The sequence below is a fragment of the Plantibacter sp. 2H11-2 genome (assembly GCF_050031945.1).
GTDB classification, from domain to species: domain Bacteria; phylum Actinomycetota; class Actinomycetes; order Actinomycetales; family Microbacteriaceae; genus Plantibacter; species Plantibacter auratus.
In genome coordinates this window covers 18,791-35,442 of the sequence record NZ_JBNBBL010000002.1, presented here as the reverse complement: position 1 = coordinate 35,442, position 16,652 = coordinate 18,791, and the positions used below count along the sequence as shown (strand labels likewise).

16 protein-coding genes are annotated in these 16,652 nt (G+C 69.8%); 11 read left to right on the top strand and 5 right to left on the bottom strand.

Annotated elements, in window-relative coordinates; all coding sequences use genetic code 11:
• Positions 1 to 26: 26 nt before the first annotated feature.
• The 7 genes from ACQG07_RS04440 to ACQG07_RS04410 all read left to right on the top strand — a co-directional run bounded on the left by ACQG07_RS04440 (position 27) and on the right by ACQG07_RS04410 (position 7,176).
• A complete protein-coding gene (locus ACQG07_RS04440) occupies positions 27 to 1,298 on the top strand; it encodes a hypothetical protein (protein ID WP_426737401.1) in 1,272 nt (423 codons plus the stop codon).
• A 122-nt stretch (positions 1,299 to 1,420) separates the two neighbouring features.
• A complete protein-coding gene (locus tag ACQG07_RS04435) occupies positions 1,421 to 1,648 on the top strand; it encodes a hypothetical protein (RefSeq protein WP_426737398.1) in 228 nt (75 codons plus the stop codon).
• Positions 1,649 to 1,898: 250 nt separating this feature from the next.
• A complete protein-coding gene (locus tag ACQG07_RS04430) occupies positions 1,899 to 2,879 on the top strand; it encodes a MetQ/NlpA family ABC transporter substrate-binding protein (protein ID WP_159876028.1) in 981 nt (326 codons plus the stop codon).
• A gap of 98 nt (positions 2,880 to 2,977) precedes the next feature.
• Positions 2,978 to 4,144, top strand: coding sequence for a methionine ABC transporter ATP-binding protein (locus ACQG07_RS04425; RefSeq protein ID WP_426737395.1), 1,167 nt, complete (start codon positions 2,978 to 2,980; stop codon positions 4,142 to 4,144).
• Positions 4,137 to 4,802 carry a methionine ABC transporter permease gene (locus tag ACQG07_RS04420; protein WP_426737393.1) on the top strand — a complete coding sequence of 222 codons (666 nt, stop codon included), beginning with the start codon at positions 4,137 to 4,139 and terminating at the stop codon, positions 4,800 to 4,802. The genes ACQG07_RS04425 and ACQG07_RS04420 overlap by 8 nt, the downstream gene beginning before the upstream one ends.
• Complete coding sequence (locus ACQG07_RS04415) at positions 4,799 to 5,980, top strand: hypothetical protein (RefSeq protein WP_426737391.1); 1,182 nt, start codon at positions 4,799 to 4,801, stop codon at positions 5,978 to 5,980. Before ACQG07_RS04420 ends, ACQG07_RS04415 begins: the two co-directional genes overlap by 4 nt.
• A complete protein-coding gene (locus ACQG07_RS04410; protein ID WP_426737389.1) occupies positions 5,977 to 7,176 on the top strand; it encodes an acyl-CoA dehydrogenase family protein in 1,200 nt (399 codons plus the stop codon). Before ACQG07_RS04415 ends, ACQG07_RS04410 begins: the two co-directional genes overlap by 4 nt.
• A gap of 70 nt (positions 7,177 to 7,246) precedes the next feature.
• Here the strand turns inward: ACQG07_RS04410 and ACQG07_RS04405 are convergent, their stop codons facing one another.
• From ACQG07_RS04405 to ACQG07_RS04385, 5 genes are all read right to left on the bottom strand, one after another.
• Positions 7,247 to 8,176 carry a carbohydrate ABC transporter permease gene (locus ACQG07_RS04405; protein ID WP_426737387.1) on the bottom strand — a complete coding sequence of 310 codons (930 nt, stop codon included), beginning with the start codon at positions 8,174 to 8,176 and terminating at the stop codon, positions 7,247 to 7,249.
• Positions 8,169 to 9,113: a carbohydrate ABC transporter permease gene (locus ACQG07_RS04400; protein WP_236555274.1), complete on the bottom strand. Its 945-nt coding sequence runs from the start codon at positions 9,111 to 9,113 to the stop codon at positions 8,169 to 8,171. The genes ACQG07_RS04405 and ACQG07_RS04400 overlap by 8 nt, the downstream gene beginning before the upstream one ends.
• Positions 9,110 to 10,444: an ABC transporter substrate-binding protein gene (locus ACQG07_RS04395; protein ID WP_426737384.1), complete on the bottom strand. Its 1,335-nt coding sequence runs from the start codon at positions 10,442 to 10,444 to the stop codon at positions 9,110 to 9,112. The genes ACQG07_RS04400 and ACQG07_RS04395 overlap by 4 nt, the downstream gene beginning before the upstream one ends.
• A gap of 23 nt (positions 10,445 to 10,467) precedes the next feature.
• Positions 10,468 to 11,700, bottom strand: coding sequence for a Gfo/Idh/MocA family protein (locus ACQG07_RS04390; RefSeq protein WP_274500214.1), 1,233 nt, complete (start codon positions 11,698 to 11,700; stop codon positions 10,468 to 10,470).
• A gap of 301 nt (positions 11,701 to 12,001) precedes the next feature.
• Positions 12,002 to 12,790, bottom strand: coding sequence for a DeoR/GlpR family DNA-binding transcription regulator (locus ACQG07_RS04385; RefSeq protein WP_079706484.1), 789 nt, complete (start codon positions 12,788 to 12,790; stop codon positions 12,002 to 12,004).
• 175 nt (positions 12,791 to 12,965) lie between these two features.
• On the opposite strand from ACQG07_RS04385, the gene ACQG07_RS04380 reads away from it, so the two are divergent.
• From ACQG07_RS04380 to ACQG07_RS04365, 4 genes are read left to right on the top strand one after another with little or no spacing between them, the layout of a single operon-like run.
• Positions 12,966 to 13,850 carry an SIS domain-containing protein gene (locus ACQG07_RS04380; protein ID WP_191941948.1) on the top strand — a complete coding sequence of 295 codons (885 nt, stop codon included), beginning with the start codon at positions 12,966 to 12,968 and terminating at the stop codon, positions 13,848 to 13,850.
• On the top strand, positions 13,847 to 14,725 hold the full coding sequence (locus ACQG07_RS04375; RefSeq protein WP_426737381.1) for an ROK family protein: 879 nt from the start codon (positions 13,847 to 13,849) through the stop codon (positions 14,723 to 14,725). Before ACQG07_RS04380 ends, ACQG07_RS04375 begins: the two co-directional genes overlap by 4 nt.
• The gene (locus ACQG07_RS04370; protein WP_426737379.1) at positions 14,722 to 15,672 is read left to right on the top strand and encodes a 1-phosphofructokinase family hexose kinase; all 951 of its coding nucleotides are present in this window, start codon (positions 14,722 to 14,724) and stop codon (positions 15,670 to 15,672) included. The genes ACQG07_RS04375 and ACQG07_RS04370 overlap by 4 nt, the downstream gene beginning before the upstream one ends.
• Positions 15,669 to 16,508: a class II fructose-bisphosphate aldolase gene (locus ACQG07_RS04365; protein WP_426737376.1), complete on the top strand. Its 840-nt coding sequence runs from the start codon at positions 15,669 to 15,671 to the stop codon at positions 16,506 to 16,508. The genes ACQG07_RS04370 and ACQG07_RS04365 overlap by 4 nt, the downstream gene beginning before the upstream one ends.
• Positions 16,509 to 16,652: the final 144 nt, after the last annotated feature.

Genomic DNA, 16,652 nt, shown 5'->3' with positions numbered 1-16,652 from the left:
CGTCCCGCGTTCGTAGACTGGAGCCCATGGACGACCTGTGGTGGCTCCCCTCGCTGATCGTGTTTGGGGGCGTCGGCATCATCGTCTGGTTGCTCGCCACCCTGCTGCGTCGGCGCAACCCGAAGACCCCCGTCGCCTCCATCGACGACCTCCACCGCCGCGCGGGCATCGCCCTCGTCCGCACCGACGACGCGGTCCGCGAGGCCGAGGACGAGGTCGGATTCGCCGAAGCGGAGTTCGGACGCGAAGCCGCCCGAGGGTATGCGGCCGACGTCGCCTCGGCGCGCTCGGCGCTCGGGGAGGCGTTCCGGCTCCGTCAGTCGCTCGAGGACGAGATCGCCGACACGGAGGCGCAGCGTCGCACCTGGAACGAGCGGATCATCAGCGTCTGCGAGGACGTCGAGCGCACGCTGAGCGCGCGACTGCGCGGCTTCGACGAGCGGCGTGGAGCTGAGCGCTCGGCCCCCGACCTCCTCGACCAGCTCGAGCGACGCATCGACCGCGCGCGCGAACGACTCACCACCACCGGCCTCGCGATCGCCTCGGCCGCCGATCGCTATGCGGCGAGCGCCGTCGAGGACGCCCGGGTGCTCCGCCGGACCGCGCAGGACGCAGTCGACCAGGCGACGGCCGATGCGGCGAAGACGAAGGATCGGATCGGCACCGGCCGGCCGGCCGCCGCGTCACTGCACGCCCTGGGGCGCGAGCTGCAGCAGGCGGAGGACCGGCTGGACGCCGTCGAGCGTTCGCTCGCGGGCATCGCTGCAGCGGAGACCGAACTCGCCGCAGCGGGGCGGGAGCTCCGCACGGTGATCGCCGAAGCGGAAGCATTGGGCGCGACGGTGGAACGCGCGGAAACGGCCGCCGTCATCGCGGCTGCCGTCGAGCGGGCGAACCGCGCGCTCCTGGAGGCGGAGTCGACCACGTCCACGGACGGCGACCGCGTCCTGCCCGATCCGATGCGACGCCTGGAGGCGGTTCGCGCCGCCGACATCGATCTCGACGCGGCCCTCGCGACCGCCCGGAGCGCACAGCAGCGCCTCGACAACGCACGCGAGGCGATGCGCGGGGCACTGTTCACCGCCGACAGCAACATCCGCGTCGCCGTCGACGTCATCTCCGCGCACCGAGGGAGGGTGGGTGCCGACGCGAGGACGCGCCTCGCCGAGGCACAGCGGCAGCTCGCGCTCGCGGAGGCGGCAGCGGTCGACGATCCGGTCGAGGCGCTCGACGCCGCCCGCCGGGCATCGCGGATCGCCCAGGACGCCGATGCATTGGCGCGATACGACGTCGGGTGACGGTGGCCGCCTGACAGGTGGCGGCCGACACTCAGCATTCATGTTCTAGAATATGAGCACCGCTGTCGCGACGTACTCACCGTGATCGCGAAGCCCTCGCCGCCGACTCCCGAGAGGACCCCGTGCCCAGCTCGTCCGCGCGCCGGCCGCGCTCCGCGTCCCCGATCTTCACGACGCTCACCCACGGGTTCGACGCGCGGGCGGCGTCCTCTCCTCCGGAACTGACCCCTCTGGCCGGAGCACCGCCCCACCACGGGTCGCCGATCCCCTCACCCGACTGCCCGATCTTCGATCAGCTCGCGGGCCGACGCCTCGCCCGCCGCCGGAGCAACGTCGTCCACCCCGCCTGACCCCGCCCTTCGACGGGCTCAGGGACCGGAGCAGGAACCCAGGGACCGGAGAAGGAGCTCAGGGACCGGAGGTGCGGAGCGCCGGTCGACGTGCCGCAGTGTAGGGACGATCGCCCGTCCGTGCTGCGCGTTTACGTTTCATCTCGAACGGTGACGGTCCGCGGTAACGCAACGGGCGTCCCTCCGCACGCCTGTGGAAACTGGCTCCGTGCACGCACCAGTGCACCCACAGACAGAGCCGAGGACCATCATGAGTGAGCACACGGGACCAGAACCGAGCGAATTGCGGGCGTCGATCGCCTCCGGCAAGCGGAAGCGTCGGAACCTGCTGATCGGCGGTGTCGCGGTGGTGGCCGTCGCCGCGATCGCCGTCGTCGTCTCGGTCGTCGTCGGTGGCCAGAACGGTGCCGCCGACGCGGCGACCGGTTCCGACGCACCCGCCGAGCGCCTCAGCGTGAAGATCGCGGTGTCGGAGGACACGCAGTTCCAGGACGCCGTCAAGGAGGTCGCCGCCGAGAAGGGCCTCGACGTCGAGTGGGTGAACGTGAAGGACTGGGTCCTCCCGAACACCGAACTCGTCGCCGGCACCGTCGACGCGAACGCCTTCCAGCACATCCTCTACCTCTCGGCCTTCAATGCGGAGAACGACGCCGACCTGACACCGGTGTTCTCGACCGTCATCACGCAGTGGGGCGTCTTCTCGAAGACGCTCACCGACGTCAAGGACCTCGCCGACGGCGCGCGCGTCGCGATCCCGGACGACCCGTCCAACGGCGGCCGTGCCCTGAACATCCTGGCCGCGGCCGGACTCATCGAGATCGCAGCGGACGCGGGGAACTTCCCGACCGTCGAGGACGTCACCGCGAACGACAAGAACCTCCAGTTCGTGCCACTGCCCGCGACGAGCATCCCGCAGCAGTTCGACGACCCGTCCCTCGCGGCCGTCGTCGTCGGGACCTCCTACTTCGACCCGAGCCAGGGCATCACGAAGGACGACGCGCTCTTCCTCGACGACTCGCTCTCCGAGAAGAACCTGCCCTACGTCAACGTCATCGCCACCCGCGCAGAGGACAAAGACAACCCGGCCTGGAAGATCCTCGAGGACACCTACGCCGACCCGCGCGTCGCCGAGGCGCTCGACGATGAGTTCGCCGGGAACTCGATCCTCGTGAAGGTCCCGGTGAAGGACCTCCGCGACAAGCTCGCCGAGCTCCAAGCCGAAGCCGAGTAGCACCACGGCGGCCGGTCATCGCCTCCCGATGACCGGCGGCCACCACGCAGTGGCCGTCCGGGGTCTCCCGGACGGCCCGCCCGCGAGAGGAGCAGGTGATGAACACAGCAATCGTCTTCGAGGACGTCAGCAAGACGTTCGAGGTGAAGGGCCGTGCCTTCGAGGCGCTGCGCCACGTCGACCTGACGGTCGAGCGGGGTGAGATCTTCGGCATCGTCGGATACTCCGGCGCCGGGAAGTCGACGCTCCTTCGCACCGTCAACGCCCTCGAGCGGCCGACGAGCGGGCGGGTCATCGTCGAGGGGCTCGAGATCTCCGCACTCGCCGGGCAGGCGCTCTACGCCGCCCGTCAGCGGATCGGCATGATCTTCCAGCAGTTCAACCTCCTGGAGTCCCGGACCGTCTACAAGAACATCGCCTACCCGCTCAAACTCGCGAAGGTGCCGGACGCCGAGATCCTCGACCGCGTCGAAGAGCTGCTCGCGTTCGTCGGGCTGAGCGACAAGGCCCTCGCCTACCCGTCGCAGCTCTCCGGCGGGCAGAAGCAGCGGGTCGGCATCGCCCGCGCCCTCGCCACCCGCCCCGAGATCCTCATCTCCGACGAGGCGACCAGCGCCCTCGACCCGCAGACGACCGGCGAGGTCCTCGAGCTCCTCCGGCGGGTGAACGAGGAGTACGGCGTCACGATCCTGCTCGTCACTCACGAGATCGACGTCATCCGCGAACTCGCCGACCGGGTCGCCGTCATGGAGAGTGGCGAGGTGGTGGAGCAGGGCAGTGTGTACGAGGTGTTCTCTGCACCACGCACCGCGACCGCGCGACGCTTCGTCTCGTCGGTGCTCCACCACATCCCCTCCGACGAGGTGCTCGCGAAGATCCGAGCCGTGCACCACGGGCGCCTCGTCCAGCTGCACGTCGAGGACCGCGACACCAACCACCCGTTCCTCTCGCGGGTCGCACGCGACAACGACATCGACTTCAACGTCGTGTTCGGCGGCGTCGACGAACTCCAGGGGCGGCTGTTCGGCAGTCTCACGGTCGAGCTGCTCGGACCGGACGACCGCGTGGACGCCGCGATCGAGGGACTGCGCGCGACGGCGACGGTCACCGCGATCGACCCGGCGCCGACCGCGTCGGTCCCTGAACCTGCGCCGGTCCCTGAGCCTGCGCCGGTCCCTGAACCTGCGCCGGTCCCTGAGCCTGTCGAAGGGCACGAACCGTTCGCCGAGGACTCCAACTCCCTGAAGGAGACCACCAATGCGTGACTTCGACCCCGACGCGTTCTTCCCGCGTCTCCTCAAGGCGATCGGCGAGACCGGCCTCATGGTGTCCGTGTCCTTCGCCGTCGCGACGGTCATCGGGATCCTGCTGGGCCTCCTGCTCTACGCGAGCCGGCCCGGCAACCTCCTGCAGAACCGCGTCGTGTTCGGCGTCCTGAACGTCATCATCAACGTCGTCCGACCGGTACCGTTCCTCATCGTCGCGATCGCGCTCATCCCGCTCACACGGCTCGTGTTCGGCACCGGCCTCGGACCGCTTCCGGCGACGATCCCGCTCATCCTCGTCGCGAGCGTCGCCATCGGGCGCGTCTCCGAGTCGAACCTCGTCGCCGTCTCACCGGGCGCCATCGAGGCCGGCGCGGCCATGGGTGCGAGCCCCGTGCGGGTGCTGTTCACGATCGTCGTGCCCGAAGCGCTCGGCCCGCTCATCCTCGGGCTGACGTACATCCTCGTCGCCCTCGTCGATGCGACGGCCGTGGCAGGTGTGCTCGGCGGCGGCGGCCTCGGCGACCTCGCCATGACCTACGGTTACCAGCGGTTCGACTGGATCGTCGTCGGACTCGTGGTCGTCACGCTCGTCCTGCTCGTGCAGCTCGCCCAGTTGCTCGGCAACGTGTTCGCGAAGCGGGTGCTGCACCGATGAGCGCTGACGACTTCGACTCGTTCCTCTCCTCCATCCGCGGCGGCGCCGTGTCGCGCGAGACCGACCGGCGCCTCCTGTTCGACGAGGTCGCCGAGCTCAAGCACCTGGGCTTCGCCGCTGCCAGAGTCCCGGTCGCGTCCGGCGGCGGCGGGCTCACGCTCGAGCAGCTGTTCGCGCGGCTCATCACGCTCTCGGCGGCGGACTCGAGCCTCGGGCACGTCTGGCGGGGACACATCCTGTTCGTCGAGGCGCTGCTCGCCTCGCCCGACACCGCCTATCGGGAGCACTGGTTCGCCCGGCTGAGCGTCGGCGACCTCGTCGGGAACGCGCAGTCGGAGCGGCACGCGACCGCGCACCTCGAGACCGTCCTCGACCGCGACGGCGAACTCCTCACGGTGACCGGCACGAAGTACTACACGACCGGCAGCATCTACGCCGACTGGATCTACCTGTCCGCGCTCGACGGGACCGACCGCGTCGCCGTGACCGTCTCCGCGCACGATCCTGGCACCCGCTCGGTGGACGACTGGGACGGCTTCGGACAACCGTTGACCGGAAGTGGGACGACCACCTTCGACCGCGTACCGGTGGACCCGCGCGACCTCGTCGTCCACAGCGGCGACGCGGCGGGGTGGCACCGGACGGGCGCCCTCCAACAGCTCATCCTGCTCGGTGTGGTGGCGGGCATCGCGCAACGTGCCCTCGAGGACACCGTCGACTACGTGCGCTCCAGGCGACGGACCGTCGGCTACGCGGGCGAGCACCTGCCACGCGAGGATCTGCTCGTGCAGTCGATCGTGGGCCAGCTCAGCAGCGTCGTGCATACGGCCCGCGCGCTCGTCCTCGCGTCCGCTCGGACCCTGGATGAACCGACCTCCGATCCCGACGCCGCGCGCTCGGCACTCCTGGAGGTCTTCCGCGTCCAGCAGGTCGTCCTCCCGCTCGTCCTCGATGCCCTCAGCCGCCTGTTCGAGGTCGGTGGTGCCTCCGCCGTCGGCCGGTCGACCGCGCTGGACCGGCACTGGCGGAACGTCCGGACGATCGCCTCCCACAATCCCGCCGTGCAGCGTTCGGCGGCACTCGGGCAGTTCGAGCTCAACGGCACCCTGCCCGAGTGGCAGGCTCCGGGGGCGCGACACGAGACCGAGCCCGTTCCGGCGGATGGAGAGCAGGCATGAGCGAGACGGCGACGATCGACCGGGACCTGGCGCAGCGCTTCGCGCCGCTCTTCGACGAGCTCGGGCGGGACGCCGCCGAACGGGAGCGTGAGCGCCGGCTGCCGTATGCCGAGGTGGAGGCACTGCGTCAAGCAGGCTTCACCCGCGTGACGCTGCCGCGACGGTACGGCGGCGAGGAGGCCACGCACGGCGAGCTGTTCGAGCTGCTCGCCGAGCTGGCCAGACGTGACCCGAACCTCGCGCAACTGTTCCGCTCCCACTTCTCCTACATCGACCGCACTCTGCACGCGCCGGCGTCCGCGGACCGCGAGGCGCGCCTCGCCCGGCTGGCCGACGGAGCCATCGTCGGCAACGCGAGCCACGAGCGGTCGACCGCGAAGGTGGGATCCCTCGCCACCCGGCTCACCGAGACGCCGGGCGGTCTCCGACTGAACGGCACCAAGTTCTACAGCACGGGCACCCTGTTCGCCGACCTCGTCGGGGTCGCCGCCGAACAGGACGGCGAGTTCGTCTCCGTGCTCGTGGAGACGGACGCCACGGGTGTCGATCGGATCGACGATTGGACCGGGTTCGGACAACGACTGACGGGCAGCGGGACCACCGTCTTCACGGAGGTCGCCGTCGACGCGTCGGCGGTGACCCGGCGCGAGCCGGAACGCCCCTCGCACGGCGGCGCGTTCGTGCAGTTGGTCCTGCTGGCGGCGGTGACGGGCATCGGCCGCGCCATCGTCGACGACGCCGGTGTGTTCGTCCGGACGCGGACCAGGACCTACAGCCACGGTGCGGCGTCGACCGCACAGGCCGACCCGATCGTGCAGGAGGTCGTCGGTGAGCTGTCGGCGAAGTCGTTCGCCGCCGACGCCGCCCTGGCCGCCGCGACGACCGCGCTGGAGCGTTCGAGCGCGGCGATCCTCGGTGCCGAACCGGATCTCGTCCACGAACGGATCGCCGCCGTCGAACTCGCGACGGCGCGCGCGCAGCTGGTGATCCTGCCCGCCGTGCTCGACGCCGCGACCGCCCTGTTCGACGTGGGCGGCGCGAGCGCCGTGGAGACGCACCGGGCGCTCGACCGGCACTGGCGGAACGCCCGCACGATCGCTTCGCACAACCCGTCCCGCTTCAAGGCCAGGGCGATCGGCGACCACGTCGTGAACGGGACGCCGATCGCCTCCTGGTGGAGCACCGGCGAGGCGTGACGCCCCGCCGGTCACACCCTTCGACAAGCGGTTCCTGAGCCTGTCGAAGGGCAGGGACCGGGGCGAACTGCTACTTCAGCCCGGAGAACGCCAGCCCGTCGATCACCCGGCGCTGGAGCACGATGAACAGGATGAGTACCGGTGCCATCGCGAGGATCGACGCCGCCATCATCACCGGGTAGTCCGTCGTCTTGTCGCTCGAGAGCGTCGCGAGACCGGCGGCCAGCGGCATCGAGTTGGCGTACGTGGAGACCACGAGCGGCCAGAGCAGTTCGTTCCACGACCAGAGCACGGTCGTGATCGCGAGGACGCTGATGCTGGGCCTCGCGAGCGGCAGCATGATCTTCCAGAAGATCTGGAAGGGCCCGGCGCCGTCGATCCGCGCCGCCTCCTCGAGCTCCGTCGGCAGGTTCAGGAACGCCGTCCGCATGAGGAACGTGCCGAACGCGCTGAACAGGCCCGGTGCGACGATGCCGAGCGTGGTGTTCAGCCAACCGAAGCCCTGCACGATCTGGTACTGCGAGATGAGATACGCCTGCGACGGCACCACGAGGATCGACAGCGTCACGGCGAGCAGCACCGCGCGCCCGCGGAACCGCATCCGCGCGAACGCGTACCCCGCCATCGTGCAGAGGACGATCTGCGCGAGCGTCCTGATCACGGTGATGACGATCGACGTGCGCAGCTGGTCGAGGAACGGGAGGCGCTCGAACACAGCGGCGTAGTTCTGCCACTGCAGTTCGGCCGGCCAGAACGTGGGGACCACGCTCTGCACCTCCGCGTTCGTCGACAGCGACATGATGATCTGCCAGATGAACGGGAACGCCATGATGAGGCCACCGACGCCGAGCACGATGTGGGCGACGACGTGCGACCCGCGACGCTGGCCGGGGCGGCCGGCCTCGCGGCGTCGCGCGGACGCAGCGGACGGACGACCCAAACCCGGAACGGTGACGGCACGGGTGGTGAGCGGTGCTGTGGCCGTGAGTTGCTCAGTCATTGTTCACCCATCGTTTCTGGAGCCGGAACTGGAGGAGCGTCACGAGTCCGATGATCAGGAAGATCACGATCGCGATCGCCGCCGCGTACCCCTTGTCGTTCTGGACGAAGCCCTGGTCGTAGAAGAAGTAGACGAGCGACATGCTCTTCGGGAGCACCGGGTTGGTGCTGCCGAGGATCGCATACAGCAGGTCGAAGAGCTGGAAGCTCGAGATGACCGTGATGATCGTGACGAAGAAGATGCTCGGAGTGAGCAGCGGCACCGTGATCGAGCGGAACTGCCGCCACCGGGTGGCGCCGTCGAGCTCGGCCGCCTCGTAGAGCTCCGGTGCGATGTTCTTGAGTCCGGACGCCAGGATGATCATCGAGAAGCCGAGCGAGGACCAGAGGCCGACGATCGCCACGGCGAACATCGCGGTGCCCGGCGTGCTGATCCAGTAGGGGCCGTCGATGCCGACGAGCGACAGCGTGTAGTTGAGGATGCCGAAGTCACCGTTGAAGATGATCCGCCAGACGATGGCCACGGCGGTCGGCATCGCGACGTACGGCAGGAAGAACAGCACCCGGTAGAAACTCGCGAACCGCAGGCCGGGGAGGTTCAACAGGCTCGCGAGGTAGACGGCGATCGGAATGCCGAGGAGGACCACCGCCGTGTAGATCAGCGTGTTGCCGAGGGAGGCGTAGAGCCGCGGGTCGGCGAACAACCGGACGTAGTTCTCGACACCCGTGAAGGTGGTTCCGCCGAAGACGCCCCACTCGGTGAACGAGTAGTAGGCGGTCTGGATCATCGGCCAGATGAAGAAGACGCCGATGCCGGTGAGGAGCGGCAGGACGAAGACCCACGGCCAGGCGCCCTCGCCGCGGGCGGCACCCCGCCGGGCCACTCTCCGTGAGGAGAGCGGCGCCGACGGGGTGCGCAGCACGGTCTGACCGGTCACTTCTTGGCCAGCGCTGCGTTCATCTGCTCGGCGATGTCCTTCGCCACATCGGCGACGGGCTTGTCGCCGCTGAACGCGTCGGGCAGGAGCTCGACCTCGAGCGCGTTCCACGCGGCGGTGTTCTCCGACACCGGCAGCGGCTTGGCGTAGTCGAGGGCGTCGAGGAAGACCTGCAGGTTCATCGTCGGGTAGGAGTCGACGAAGGACTGCTGCGTGCCGGTGAAGGCGGGGATGACGGCGCCGAGATCGCCCTGCTGCTGCTGGGCCTCCTCGCTCGCCAGGAACACCTGCAGTGCCTGAGCGGCCTGCTTGTTCTTGCTCGCCGCCGCGACGACGTTCGAGACGCCGTGGATGACCGTCGCCTGCTCCTTGCCGGTGGGCAGCGGGAAGGCCTGCGTGGTGGCGGCGACATCGGACTCACCGACGAGGGGTCGCAGCCAGCTGCCGCCCCAGTACATGGCGACCTTGCCCGAGGTGAACCACTGGTCGGCCGGCGTGTCCGTCAGCTGCTGCATGCTGGGCGAGGAGCCGTTCGCGATGAGGTCGGTCCAGAACTGGAGCCCTTCCTGGGCCTCGGGGCTGTCGTACTCGGACTCGGTCTGGTCGGCGTTGATGACCTCGCCGCCGGCCTGCAGGATCGTGTTGTAGTAGGTGGTCTGTCCGTCCATACCGCCGGCCGCACCGTAGACGCCCTGGTCCTTGAGGTTCGTCGAGATCGTCTGCGCGGCGGTGTCGAAGTCGTCCCAGGTCCAGTCGTCGGCGGGCAGGGCGACGCCGGCCTGCTCGAAGAGCGCCGTGTTGACCCAGACGCCGACGGTGTCGAAGTCCTTCGGCACGCCGTACTGGGTGTCGTCGAGCGAGTACAGCTCGTTCAGGGCCTCGGGGTAGTTCTTCGGGTCGATGTCGCCCGCCTTCACCGCGCCGGTGATCGGCTCGATCTTGCCGTTCGCCGCGTAGACCTGGAAGTTCGGCCCGTTCAACCAGAAGAGGTCGGGCAGGGTGTCGCTCGAGGCCTGCGTCTGGAGCTTCGACCAGTACGAGGCCCAGGGGGTGACGTTCACGTTGACGGTGATGTCGGGGTAGACCTTGTTGAAGGCCTCGATGTTGGCGTCGATCGCCTCGACCTGGGCCTGATCCCAGACACCGTAGGTGATCTCGGCCTTGAGGTCCTTCGGGGCGGCGGCGTACTCGCCACCGGTGGTGCCCCCGCCCCCGGTGCTGCAGCCGGCGGTGAGCGCGGCGGCGGCGAGGAGGCCGATGCCGCTGAGGATGGCACGGCGTCGGTTGCGACCACCCTGTGCGGCGTTGCGGTTCATGAACGGCGAAGGCATGACTGGAGTCCTTTCGAGGTGCGCTACCGGGCGGCGGCGTCGAGGGAGTGCGGTGCGGTGCTGGCGGTGAGGGAGGAGAAGTACTCGACGAGTGCGGGGTCGAGTGGCGGGACGTCGAGCGGGATCGAACCGTTGCGGAGGGAGTGTGCGGCGAGGGCACCGGCGGCGACGGCCTGGCGTGCGGCGACCGGCGACAAGGTGGTCGGGGTACCGTCGGCGACGAAGGCGAGGAATTCGTTCATCGTGTCGAGATCGGCGTCGGCGTGCCCCTCCTCGACGCCCGCGATCGGGTACTCGACGTCGCCCTCGGTGCTCCAGGTGCGACGACGGTTCCAGACCTTGACGGTGCCACCGGCGGTGTCGCCGATGTTCTCGAGCCTGCCGTGCGTCCCGATGACGGTGTAGTTCCGCCAGTAATCGGGGGTGAAGTGGCATTGCTCGTAACTGGCGGTGATCCCGTGCTCGAGGGTCATGAGCATCATCGAGACGTCCTCGACGTCGACCACGGGGTTCAGGCCGCGCTGCGCCTCGGGCGGCCAGTTGTCATAGGAGAACCAGTCGGCCATGGTCTGGCCGCTGCGGTCCTCGTGATCGTCGATGTCGCCGTAGACCGCGAGGTCGCCCATCGCGACGACGCGCTGCGTGTACGCGCCGGCGAGGAAGTGGACGACGTCGATGTCGTGGCTCGCCTTCTGCAGGAGCAGGGTGTTCACGCGCGAGCGGTCGGCGTGCCAGTCCTTGAAGTAGTAGTCGCCGCCGTTGCCGACGAAGTGGCGCACCCAGACGGACTTGACCGCGCCGATCTCGCCGCGCTCGATGACCTCGTGCATGAGCCGGACGACCGCCGCATGCCGGAAGTTGTGCCCGACGTAGAGCGGCGTCCGCGACTCGTAGGCGGCTTGGAGGACCGCGTCGGCGTCGTCGAGCGTGATCGCGAGCGGCTTCTCCAGGTAGACCGCGATGCCGGCGCGCAGCAGGTCGACCGTGATCTCCTTATGGGTCCAGTCGGGCGTCGTCACGATCGCCGCGTCGACACCGCCCTGCGCGATGAGCGCCTCGTGGGAGTCGAACACCTCGATGTCGTCGCCGAACAGCTGCCGTGCCCGACCGCGACCGATCTCGGTGGTGTCGACCGCCGCGACGACCGATGCGGACGTTGGGCTCGTGGCGACGTGTTCGGCGATGTAGGCCCGCTGGCCGGTGCCGATGACGGCGACCCGGAGGCCTTCTGGGGTGGTGGCTGGTGCAGTGCTCACTCGATCACATCAGCTTCCTTGCGTGAAGTTGATTCATATGATGCCAAAACGATCATGAAATGACAATAGGCGATCACAGCGCCGACACAAGTGCTGGGCGGCCGATGTGGAGAGGTTTTACCGCGCGGAAACATGGGGAGCGGAGTCGCACTTCGACAGGCTCAGTGACCGGGAGGGGATGGCTCAGCGGCCGAGAGGGGGCTCAACGAGCGGGAGGGTGGGGCACTTCGACAGGCTCAGTGACCGGGAAGGGCCGCTCAGCGACCGGGAGGGGGCGGCTCAGCGACCGGAAGGAGAGGACTCAGGCGGCGATGATGAGCTCAACGCCGGCCGCGGCCAGGGCGTCGGCAAGCGTCGGATCCACCGGCTGGTCGGTGACGAGCACGTCGATGCGGTCGAGCGGGCAGATGCGGGCGAAGGTCGCCTTCGTCATCTTGGTGCTGTCGGCGACCACGATGACCCGCTTCGCGACCTTGACGAACTCCTGGCTCACCGAGGCCTCACCCTCGTGGAGGGTGGTGGCGCCGAACTGCGCGCTCAGGCCGTCGACGCCCAGGATCGCGACGTCGAGGGCGATCTCGGCGAGCGCCCCCGCGACGAGCGATCCCACGAGTTCATAGGACTGGCGTCTTGCGACGCCACCCGTCACGACGATCTTCACGTGCGAGCGCACGGACAGTTCGAAGGCGATGTTGAGCGCGTTCGTCACGATCGTGACCGAGGCGTCGCCGTCCGAACGGACGAGGTGCTCGCTCCGCCCGATCACGCGCGCGACCTCACTCGTGGTGGTACCGCCGTTGAGTCCGACGGCGTCGCCGACGTTGATCAGGGCGGCCGTGGCCTTCGCGATGGCCATCTTGGCGTCGGCCTGGCGGGCGATCTTGTACTGCAGCGGCAGCTCGTAGCCGGTGCCGAGGGCGGCGGCACCGCCGTGGGTCCGCGTGACGAGTCGCTGTTCGGCGAGCGCCGTCAGGTCGCGACGAGCGGTGGCCGCGGAGATGCCGAGCGCTTCGCCGATCTCGGCGATCGTCACGTTGCCGCGTTCGCTCACGAGCTCGAGCAGGGCGTTGAGTCGCTGTTGCTGCGTCATCTGTCCTGCTTTTCCGGTCGGGTCGGGCGTACTGTGACCATCATATGGGCGCTCAGCCAGCGCCTGTCTGATTGATTCTGACGATTTGCACTGGTATCGATCAGATTCGATCCGCTATGGTTGCGGCAACGTATCGCCACGCTGCGATCGCGTCCCCTCACGTGAAAGGCACGTCATGCCCGAGACCTTCGTCGCCGCCGAACTGGCGTCGCAGCCCGAATCCTGGCGCACCGCCGCCGCCCTCGTGCCGGAGGCCGCCGCCGTACTGCCGCAGCCAGGTGAGCGCGTCGCGGTGGTCGGGTGCGGCACCAGCTGGTTCATCGCGATGAGCTACGCCGTGCTGCGCGAACAGGCGGGGCTCGGCATCACGGACGCGTTCGCGGGCTCGGAGTTCCCCGGCATCCGCGACTACGACCGTATCGTCGCCATCTCACGCTCCGGCACGACCACGGAGATCGTGCACCTGCTGGAGGCGGTGGGCGACTCGGTCACCACCGTCCTCATCACCGCGGTCGACGACTCCCCCGCGACCGTTCCGGCGGCACACGTCATCGCCCTCCCCTTCGCCGACGAGCGTTCCGTGGTCCAGACCCGCTTCGCCACGACGACGCTCGCGCTCCTCCGCGGCTCGCTCGGCCACGACGTCGAGGCACTCGCCGTGGAAGCCGAGCGGGCGCTGCAGATCCCGATCGACGAGTACCTCGCCGCCGACCAGGTCTCTTTCATCGGACTCGGGCACGCCGTGGGCCTCACCTTCGAGGCCGCGCTCAAGACACGGGAGGCGGCACAGTTCTGGGCGGAGTCCTACCCCGCCATGGACTACCGCCACGGTCCTATCGCGATCGCGCAGCCCGGCCGACTCGTCTGGTCCCTCGGCCCGACGCCCGTCGGCCTGCCGGAGGACGTCGCGGCCACCGGAGCGACCTTCGTGCAGCACGACCTCGACCCCATCGCCGGGCTCGTCGTCGCCCAGCGCTTCGCGGTCGCGTTGGCTGAGGCCCGCGGCCTCGACGCCGACCACCCCCGTTCGCTCACGCGCTCCGTCATCCTGACGCCGTGACCGAGCGGGCGGTCCTCGGCATCGACGTCGGCGGGACCGGGATCAAAGCCGCATTGACGGATGCCGACGGCACGGTCCTCGGGCGCTGGCGCGAGGCGACGCCTTCGGGCGACACCTCGGGTGTTCTGACTCTCGACATCGTCCTCGGACTCGTCGGCGCCGCGAGCCGCGTCGCAGCCCCAGCGGCCGTCGGGGTGGTCGTGCCCGGCGTCGTCGACGAGGAGCACGGCGTCTGCATCCACGCGGTCAACCTCGGTTGGCGCGACCTCGCCTTCCCCGAGCTCCTCCGTCCTGCGCTCGAGGTGCCGCTCGCCTTCGGGCAGGACGTCCGCGCCGGGGCGCTGGCGGAGGCGGTCTCGGGCGCTGCAGCCGACGTCACGGGCACGATCGCGTTCGTACCGGTCGGAACCGGTCTGGCCTCGGCGCTCGTCATCGACGGCATCCCCTTCGCCGGCGGCGGCTGGGCCGGCGAGATCGGCCAGCGCGTGATCCAGGACGGCCCGCACCGCGGGCTCCGGGTCGAGGAACTCGCCTCGGCGGGCGGCATCGCACGACGCGCGGGCACCCGCGACGCGAAGACCGTCGCCGACGCCGTCGCCAGCGGTGACGCCGCCGCCATCGTCATCTGGAACGACGCCGTCGATGCACTCGCCGAGGCCCTCGCCGGCATCACCGTCGTCGCCGCACCCACCGCCATCGTGATCGGCGGTGGGCTCGCCCTCGCCGGAGCCGCCCTCTTCGAGCCACTCGAGCACGGACTCCGCGAGCGGCTCGACGTGGTCCGCGTCCCGCAGCTCCTGCCCGCTCGTCACGGCGACGAGGCGGCCACGGTCGGTGCGGGGATCCTCGCTCGCCGACTGGTGGCAGCCCGATGACGACCGCCCCCGCACCGCGTCGCGTCGTGGTCGTGACGCCGAACCCCGCCGTCGACATCACCTACACGGTCGCCGAGCAGCAGCTCGGGGTCACGCAACGCGTCCAGTCCGTCGTGCGGCGTGCCGGCGGGAAGGGCGTGAACGTCGCTCGCGTCCTCGAGTCGCTCAGCGTCCCGACCCTGCAGGTGCTCCCCCTCGGTGGCGCCTCCGGCACCTGGCTCGCGGACGCCCTCGCGGCCGACGACCTCCCCACCCGGGTCGTGGAGCTCCGCGCCGAGACACGCTCGACGGTCGCGGTCGTCGACGGCATCCACCATCCGACCCTCTTCGCCGAGGCCGGTCCGGTCGTGACGCCCGAGGAGTGGACCACCCTGACGACCGAGCTCCGACGCGCCCTCCAGGACGCGAGCGCACTCGTCATCTCGGGCTCGCTCCCGCCGGCCACGCCCGACACCGTCGTCGAAGCCCTCGTCCGAACCGGCCACGACGCCGGCGTCCCCGTGATCGTCGACGTCAGCGGCACGGCGCTCCTCGCCGCGGCCCGCGCCGGTGCGACGATCCTCAAACCCAACCTCGACGAGGCCCTCGAGGCGACTGGCGCGGCCGACCTCGCATCCGCTCGCGCAGCACTCCTCGCGCTCGGGGCCCGCGCGGTCGTCATCTCCCGTGGGGCCGACGGCCTCACCGCCGGAGACGCCGATGGTGCCCACGAGGTCCCGGCCGTCCCCGGCGTCAGCGGCAACCCGACCGGCGCCGGCGATGCCGCCACGGCCGGCCTGGTCGCAGCACTCCGCGCGGGAGCCACACTTCCCGAGGCACTCCGCACGGCGGCGGCCGCAGGCGCGGCGGCCGTGCTCGAACCGATCGCCGGCGCGATCGACCTCGCCGCCTTCCACCGATTCCTCGACGCACCCGACGCACCCGACCCCATTGGAGCAACCGAATGACCACCGCCCTCGACTTCACCACGCTCCTCGCCAACGCCTCGTCCTCGAACGCCGGCATCGCGGCGTGCAACGTGGTCCTCCTCGAGCACGCGGAGGCGATCGTCGCCGGCGCCGAGGAGGCCGGGCTGCCGGTCATCCTGCAGATCAGCGAGAACTGCGTGCGGTACCACGGGTCGCTCGCCCCCATCACACTCGCCTCGCTGGCCATCGCCCGTGCAGCGACGGTCCCGGTCCTCGTCCACCTCGACCACGTGGAGTCGGCCGAGCTCGTGCGCGAGGGTGTCGAGCTCGGCGTGGACAGCGTCATGTACGACGCCTCGACCCTGCCGTACGACGAGAACGTCCGCGCGACGAAGGAGATCGTGGACTTCTGCCACGCGCGCGGCGTGGCCGTCGAAGCGGAGCTCGGCGAGGTCGGCGGGAAGGACGGCGTCCACGCTCCGGGCGCACGCACGGTGCCCGCAGAGGCCGTCGCGTTCGTCGCTGCGACCGGCGTCGACGCCCTGGCCGTGGCCGTCGGCACCTCGCACGCGATGACGAGCCGGGAGGCCGCCGTCGACCACGCGCTGATCGCACAGCTCCGCCGCGAGGTGCCCGGCCCGCTCGTGCTGCACGGTTCCTCCGGGCTCCCCGACGACGAGCTCCGCGCGGCGGTCCGTTCCGGGATGACGAAGATCAACCTCTCGACGCACCTCAACGGACTGTTCACCCGGGCGGTGCGCGACGTCCTTGACGAGCAGCCGAAGCTCGTCGACCCCCGCACCTACGTCCGGGCCGGTCGCAGCGCGGTCGCGGCCGAGACCGCGCGGATCCTGCGCCTCCTTGCGACCGACTGAGCACTCCCAGCAATCCCACAGCAACACGCAACGCTGAGCTGTTAATATATATTGTGTTGGAGTTCTTCCAACGCCTCCACCAGTAACCGATCGTCCCCCGCGATCACCCTCCGGCCTCCCGAGCCCGATATCCCTTCGGGTGCG

Coding starts and splice junctions, on each gene's coding strand:
- ACQG07_RS04440 (WP_426737401.1), top strand. CDS start 27: ATGGACGACCTGTGGTGGCTCCCCTCGCTGATCGTGTTTGGGGGCGTC.
- ACQG07_RS04430 (WP_159876028.1), top strand. CDS start 1,899: ATGAGTGAGCACACGGGACCAGAACCGAGCGAATTGCGGGCGTCGATC.
- ACQG07_RS04425 (WP_426737395.1), top strand. CDS start 2,978: ATGAACACAGCAATCGTCTTCGAGGACGTCAGCAAGACGTTCGAGGTG.
- ACQG07_RS04420 (WP_426737393.1), top strand. CDS start 4,137: ATGCGTGACTTCGACCCCGACGCGTTCTTCCCGCGTCTCCTCAAGGCG.
- ACQG07_RS04415 (WP_426737391.1), top strand. CDS start 4,799: ATGAGCGCTGACGACTTCGACTCGTTCCTCTCCTCCATCCGCGGCGGC.
- ACQG07_RS04410 (WP_426737389.1), top strand. CDS start 5,977: ATGAGCGAGACGGCGACGATCGACCGGGACCTGGCGCAGCGCTTCGCG.
- ACQG07_RS04405 (WP_426737387.1), bottom strand. CDS start 8,176: ATGACTGAGCAACTCACGGCCACAGCACCGCTCACCACCCGTGCCGTC.
- ACQG07_RS04395 (WP_426737384.1), bottom strand. CDS start 10,444: ATGCCTTCGCCGTTCATGAACCGCAACGCCGCACAGGGTGGTCGCAAC.
- ACQG07_RS04385 (WP_079706484.1), bottom strand. CDS start 12,790: ATGACGCAGCAACAGCGACTCAACGCCCTGCTCGAGCTCGTGAGCGAA.
- ACQG07_RS04380 (WP_191941948.1), top strand. CDS start 12,966: ATGCCCGAGACCTTCGTCGCCGCCGAACTGGCGTCGCAGCCCGAATCC.
- ACQG07_RS04370 (WP_426737379.1), top strand. CDS start 14,722: ATGACGACCGCCCCCGCACCGCGTCGCGTCGTGGTCGTGACGCCGAAC.
- ACQG07_RS04365 (WP_426737376.1), top strand. CDS start 15,669: ATGACCACCGCCCTCGACTTCACCACGCTCCTCGCCAACGCCTCGTCC.